This window comes from Testudinibacter sp. 'clade 2' (genome assembly GCF_006227735.1).
GTDB lineage: Bacteria > Pseudomonadota > Gammaproteobacteria > Enterobacterales > Pasteurellaceae > Chelonobacter.
Map to the genome: position 1 here is coordinate 1 of NZ_VDHB01000039.1, position 4538 is coordinate 4538.

Annotated in this window: 5 protein-coding genes; all 5 read left to right on the plus strand. The window is 47.0% G+C overall.

Features of this window, described 5'->3' with window-relative positions; translation table 11 throughout:
- Nucleotides 1–583 precede the first annotated feature (583 nt).
- Complete coding sequence (locus tag FHQ30_RS04055) at nucleotides 584–1375, plus strand: TatD family hydrolase (protein WP_139611681.1); 792 nt, start codon at nucleotides 584–586, stop codon at nucleotides 1373–1375.
- 115 nt (nucleotides 1376–1490) lie between these two features.
- On the plus strand, nucleotides 1491–2225 hold the full coding sequence (gene rsmE, locus FHQ30_RS04060; protein ID WP_139611682.1) for a 16S rRNA (uracil(1498)-N(3))-methyltransferase: 735 nt from the start codon (nucleotides 1491–1493) through the stop codon (nucleotides 2223–2225).
- Nucleotides 2226–2236: 11 nt separating this feature from the next.
- Nucleotides 2237–3193 carry a glutathione synthase gene (gshB, locus tag FHQ30_RS04065; protein ID WP_139611683.1) on the plus strand — a complete coding sequence of 319 codons (957 nt, stop codon included), beginning with the start codon at nucleotides 2237–2239 and terminating at the stop codon, nucleotides 3191–3193.
- A 20-nt stretch (nucleotides 3194–3213) separates the two neighbouring features.
- On the plus strand, nucleotides 3214–3774 hold the full coding sequence (locus FHQ30_RS04070) for a YqgE/AlgH family protein (protein ID WP_139611684.1): 561 nt from the start codon (nucleotides 3214–3216) through the stop codon (nucleotides 3772–3774).
- A complete protein-coding gene (gene ruvX, locus FHQ30_RS04075) occupies nucleotides 3774–4205 on the plus strand; it encodes a Holliday junction resolvase RuvX (RefSeq protein WP_139611685.1) in 432 nt (143 codons plus the stop codon). The genes FHQ30_RS04070 and ruvX overlap by 1 nt, the downstream gene beginning before the upstream one ends.
- Nucleotides 4206–4538: the final 333 nt, after the last annotated feature.

The window sequence follows — 4538 nt, forward strand, 5'->3', positions numbered from 1 at the left end:
TAAGAATGTTGCCACACCCGGCAGAATTCGAAATGTATTATGCGATGTAAGTTGAGTTTAAATCCGACAATTTAAAATAAGGGCGTATGTTAATGCGCCCTTAGACTGCTGACAAAGGTTAAAATACACGATTAATGTTGTAACTGTAGGGGGCGATTATATATCGCCCCGAACCGCACTTTGCATTTTTCCTTTATTAATTAAGTGCTTATGCTGCACTTCGCAAACGGGCGGATATATAATCCGCCCCTACCTTGCCTCATCAAATATCTTTGTCAATAATCTGAGGGCGTATGTTAATGCGCCCTTTTGTCGTAATATTGACACGACTCCCTTCTCCCACAAGGGGAGAAAGAATTCTAAATTAACAGATTTGAGGAATAAGTGAACCAGCACATTATTCCCTTATCCCTTGATGGGAGAAGGTGCCCGCAGGGCGGATGAGGGTGAAATCAAGCGAATTTGCACTCCCCCTCATCCTGATTTTAGCGTCTGAACGACGCTAAAACCTGTCCTTCTCCCACAAGGGGCGAAGGAATTCTTAAAATTTATACTGTACCACTATTTAAACAAGAGAACCGCTATGCCATTTTTCGACACCCACACCCATTTTGATTATCTGATTCAGCAGTTGCAGCAGCCCGTGAGCGAAGCTGTGGCAGAAGCCAGTGCGGTAGGGGTGGAGAAAATCTTGATTGCAGCGGTCGTTGCGGAACAATTTGACAGCTTGACCGCACTTTGTGAACAAGCACCTGCACAGCTTTGTTATGGTTTGGGGTTGCATCCGCTGTATATCCGGCAGCACGAAGAGCAAGATTTAACGCAGTTAAAAGTGCGGTTGAATGCAAAACCGCACTTATGCAAAGCCGTGGCAGAAATCGGTTTGGAAAGAGCGGTTGAAGAGTTGATCACGCCTGAAATTTGGCAAAAACAGTGCCATTTTCTTGAAACACAACTCTATCTGGCGCGCGATTTCAATCTGCCGGTCAGCCTGCATTCGCGCCGCAGCCATGATCAACTTTATCCTTTTTTAAAACGAATTTTCTTGCCGAAAAAAGGCGTGGTGCACGGCTTTGCCGGTAGTTATCACCAGGCTAAACGCTTTGTTGATCTGGGCTATTTTATCGGTGTCGGCGGCACCATCAGTTACCCCCGAGCCAACAAAACCCGTGAAGCGATTCGACAATTGCCGTTGGACAGCCTGGTGTTGGAAACCGACAGCCCGGACATGCCGCTGCTTGGTTTTCAAGGACAGCCGAACCGCCCTGAACGTTTGCCGTTAGTGCTGCAAGCCCTAAGCGAATTACGTAGTGAACCTACGGCACAAATTCAAGAAACTACTTGGCGCAACAGCCGCACACTTTTTGATTTCTAGATATAAATAAGCGAACTTATGCCACGTTATACACGGGATAATCCAAAGTGCGGTTAGTGTTTTGTTTTTATCGGTGTTATCATTCTGTTATGTCATCTCTATAACCCGATTAATTATGCGAATTCCACGAATTTATCACCCTGAATCCTTAACCGCACTTCACCACTGTGAGCTGAACGACGATGCGGTCAATCATGTTGCACGCGTATTGCGCATGAATGTCGGGCAGCAACTTGAATTATTTGACGGCAGCAACCATATTTATCCGGCAACGATTGATGAAATCAGTAAAAAAACAGTCAAAGTGCGGTTAGACGGCGCAATTGAAGACGACCGAGAATCCAATCTCAATATTCATTTAGGGCAAGTGATCTCGCGTGGTGACCGCATGGAATTTACCATTCAAAAATCGGTAGAACTGGGCGTGAATGTGATCACACCACTCTGGTCGGAACGCTGTGGCGTGAAACTTGATGCCGATCGAATGGAGAAAAAAATTCAGCAATGGCAAAAAATTGCGATTGCTGCCTGTGAACAGTGCAGGCGTAATCGGGTTCCCGACATCCGTCCACTGATGAAGCTCACCGATTGGTGCGCCGAAACAAGCGAAATGCTGAAACTGAATCTGCACCCACGTGCCGAATGCGGCATTCGTCAGCTCAGCAAGATTCCTGAAGCCGGGGTGCGTCTGCTAATCGGTTCGGAAGGCGGTTTATCGGCAAGCGAAATCGCCATGACCGAACAGCAACAGTTTCAATCGGTACTGCTCGGCAAGCGCGTGTTGCGCACCGAAACCGCTGCATTGGCGGCAATTACCGCCCTGCAAGTCTGTTTCGGCGATTTATCATAAGGAAAAAAATCATGATTAAACTCGGCATTGTGATGGATCCGATTCAGTCCATCAATATTAAAAAAGACTCCAGTTTTGCGATGTTGGAACAGGCGCAAGCACGCGGTTACCAACTGTATTACATGGAAATGAGCGATCTGTTTTTGCACAAAGGCGTAGCGAAAGCGCGAGTACGAGAACTGAAAGTGCGGTATGACTATCAGGATTGGTTTGAATTTGTCAGCGAAGCAACGCTGGAACTGGCAGAATTGGACGTGATCTTAATGCGTAAAGATCCGCCGTTTGATACTGAATTTATCTATGCCACCTATATTTTGGAACGAGCGGAAGAACAGGGCTGTTTGATCGTAAACAAACCACAAAGCCTGCGCGATTGTAATGAAAAACTGTACACCGCGTGGTTTGCCGAGTTAACCCCGGAGACATTGGTCACCCGTGATGCGGCACGAATCAAGGCGTTTCATCAGCAACACGGCGATATTATTTTAAAGCCGTTGGATGGCATGGGTGGCAGCTCCATTTTTCGGGTTAAACAAGACGACCCGAACCTATCCGTGATTATCGAAACCTTGACCGGACTGGGGCAACAGTATTGTATGGCGCAAACTTATATCCCAGAAATTGTCAGCGGCGATAAACGGATTTTAGTGGTGGACGGCGAGCCGGTGCCCTACTGCTTGGCACGGATTCCACAAAAAGGCGAAACCCGCGGTAATCTGGCAGCCGGCGGCAGTGGCGAAGCACGTCCGTTGACTGACAGCGACTGGCTGATCGCAAAAACCGTTGCCCCTTATTTAAAACAAAAAGGCTTGATCTTTGTCGGTTTGGACGTAATCGGCGATAAACTGACTGAAATTAACGTCACCAGCCCAACCTGTATCCGTGAAATTGAAGCGGCATTTCCGCAAGTTTCGATCAGTGGCATGTTGATGGATGCGATTGAGCGACGTTTACAAGATCAGCCGTAAAAATACAGGACAATATGACAATGAAATTACAAGACCACTTTTTGCTGGCCATGCCGGGCATGGACGACCCTTTTTTCAAACATGCGCTAATTTATATCTGTGAGCACAACAGTGAAGGGGCAATGGGGATTATGTTGACCCAAGTGACCGACTTGAGCGTGGCGGAAATTATCGCCAAAATGAATTTTCTAATTGCCGATCAGCGCGAATATCGACAAGATGATATTGTGCTGATGGGCGGGCCGGTTAATCTCGAGCGGGGTTTTATTTTGCACAGCAAATGCATTCCGGCTTTTGAACACAGCTATGCGGTGTCTGATCAGGTCTGGATGACCACCTCCGCTGATGTGTTGCAAACCATTGGTCGCGCCGATGCGCCGGAGAAATATCTGGTGGCGCTAGGCTGCTGCCGCTGGCGTGCGGAACAATTGGAGCAGGAGATTGCCGATAATGTCTGGTTGGTGCTGGAGTCCAATTCACGCTTGCTGTTTGATGTGCCTTATGATCGCCGCTGGCTGGAAGCCAACCGCACTTTGGGTTTCGAACCGACTCATTTGACCGCACTGGCAGGGCATGCGTAATGGGCTTTACTGCACTTGCCTTTGATTTTGGGGTGAAAAGTATCGGCTGTGCCGTCGGGCAAAGCATCACCGGCACGGCACAAGCCCTCAATGCGTTTAAAGCTAACGACGGCATTCCTAACTGGGATTTGATTGGAAAATGCCTGAACGAATGGAAGCCAAAAGTCGTCATTGTCGGCCTGCCGCTGAATATGGACGGCACGGAACAGGACATTACCCAGCGTGCCAGAAAATTTTCACAACGAATTCACGGTCGATTTGCCATTCCGGTTGTGCTGCACGACGAACGCCTCAGCACCGTCGAAGCGCGCAGTGAACTCTTCTCCCGTCGAGGTTACAAAGCCTTAGAAAAAGGCAAAATCGATTCAATCTCTGCCTGCATTATCTTAGAAAGCTGGTTTGAAAGCCAAAGCGACTTTGAAATAGCGTAATCATTAAAGTCGATAACTACCCACCTTCGTGGTAGAAAATACTTTACACTAAAATCTGTGAGATCAATCACAGATTTTAGCTTACTTATTTATCAAATAGATAGGGTCTGTTGATCTTTGTTTATATTTTGAGTTGTCGTTTAAAATGAGCACAATCTAGGCGTAAGCCGAAATCAATAGCGGAACTATTGATGAGGATTACAACGAAGAGTGTGCTCATTTTAAACACAATCCGAAGGACTATGACTATTTTTCGCCACTACGGCGTTAAAAGCCGTTCGTTTAGAATCACTAAACTTCACGACTTTTGCCTTATTTATTTGCAAAAAGAGT